2 protein-coding genes and 1 pseudogene are annotated in these 1460 nt (G+C 71.0%); 2 read left to right on the plus strand and 1 reads right to left on the minus strand.

Annotation, left to right across the window (positions count from 1 at the left end; all coding sequences use genetic code 11):
* Positions 1-285 (minus strand): annotated as a pseudogene (locus A5652_RS26215) (MFS transporter); the annotation flags it as partial.
* Between the two features lie 64 nt (positions 286-349).
* On the opposite strand from A5652_RS26215, the gene A5652_RS26220 reads away from it, so the two are divergent.
* Positions 350-1072: a phosphatidylserine decarboxylase gene (locus tag A5652_RS26220; RefSeq protein WP_197514113.1), complete on the plus strand. Its 723-nt coding sequence runs from the start codon at positions 350-352 to the stop codon at positions 1070-1072.
* Positions 1069-1460, plus strand: a 392-nt coding sequence (gene pssA, locus A5652_RS26225; RefSeq protein ID WP_067358895.1) for a CDP-diacylglycerol--serine O-phosphatidyltransferase, incomplete at its 3' end; no start/stop codon positions are given. The genes A5652_RS26220 and pssA, both read left to right, overlap by 4 nt.

Here is a 1460-nt window from a genome sequence, read left to right on the forward strand (position 1 = left end):
CACCGTCGCGCCGGCCGCGACATAACCCGCCACCATGACCGGGATCAGCCGGTGGCTGCCCCAGCGGGGCAGCGCCCAGTGGCTCAGCAGCGTGGCCGCCACCGACCCCAGCGGCGCGCCGAACAGCGCCGTTCCGAGGGCCGCGTCGGTAAGGCCGAGCTCGGACTTGACGCTGGGAATATGCGCCGCCCAGGAGGAGAAGACCAGACCGTGCGCGATGAATACGGCGGTGACCGTGACTTTCGCCCGGGGCAACTGTGGTGCGCGCCGATCGTCCGATTGCATGTCGACGGTGGGCGTTCCCTCTGCGGGCGTCTACGAATCAGCCGCGGCTCCGTAAGATGGCCGCGTGGCACGACGCCCCCGCACTATCGGCCCCTCTGCTTCGGACCCGGGCTTCAGCCCGCAACATGCGGTGGAGCTGGTGCGCTCCGCAATCCCACCCGTGCATCCGGCCGGACGACCATTCGTCGGCGCCGGACTGGCGCTGGCGCTCGTCGGACGCAAGCACCGGTGGGTGCGACGAGCGGGTCTGCTGGCCGCCGGTGCCTGCGCGGGGTTCTTCCGTCATCCGCCGCGGGTGCCGCCCACCCGGGCCGGCGCGATCGTCGCACCCGCCGACGGCGAGATCTGCGTGATCGACTTGGCCGCCCCGCCGGCCGAACTGAGCATGGGCGACGCGCCGCTGCCGCGAGTCAGCATCTTCCTGTCGCTGTTGGACGCCCATGTGCAGCGCGCCCCGGTCAGCGGCGAGGTGCTCGCCGTGCAGCACCGCCCGGGCCGATTCGGCTCGGCCGACCTGGCCACAGCGAGCACCGAGAACGAGCGCACCAGCCTGCACCTGCGCACCGCCAGCGGCGCGGACGTCATCGCGGTGCAGGTCGCCGGGTTGCTCGCCCGGCGCATCATCTGCGAGGCGCACGTCGGGGACAAGCTGTCGATCGGTGACACCTACGGCCTGATCCGGTTCGGCTCCAGGCTGGACACCTACCTGCCGGCGGGTTCCGAACCGCTGGTGAAAGTCGGCCAGCGCGCGATCGCCGGCGAAACCGTCTTGGCCGAGCTGCGATGATCAGCAAGCCGCGCGCGCGTCCGGCGGTCAACCTGCAGATCCTGCCGAGCGCCATGACGGTGCTCTCCGTCTGCGCTGGGCTCACGTCGATCCGGTTCGCCCTCGAACACCAGCCCAAGGCCGCGATGGCGCTGATTGCCGCGGCCGCCATCCTGGACGGACTCGACGGGCGAGTGGCCCGCATCCTGGACGCCCAGTCGCGGATGGGCGAAGAGATCGACTCGCTGGCCGACGCGGTGAACTTCGGCGTGACGCCCGCGATCGTGCTGTACGTGACGCTGCTGACCACCTCGCCGGCCGGGTGGGTGGTCATCCTGCTCTATGCGGTCTGCGTGGTGTTGCGGCTCGCGCGATTCAACGCCTTGCAGGACGACGGCACCCAGCCGTC

The organism is Mycobacterium sp. 1165178.9 (genome assembly GCF_001673555.1).
Lineage (GTDB): Bacteria > Actinomycetota > Actinomycetes > Mycobacteriales > Mycobacteriaceae > Mycobacterium.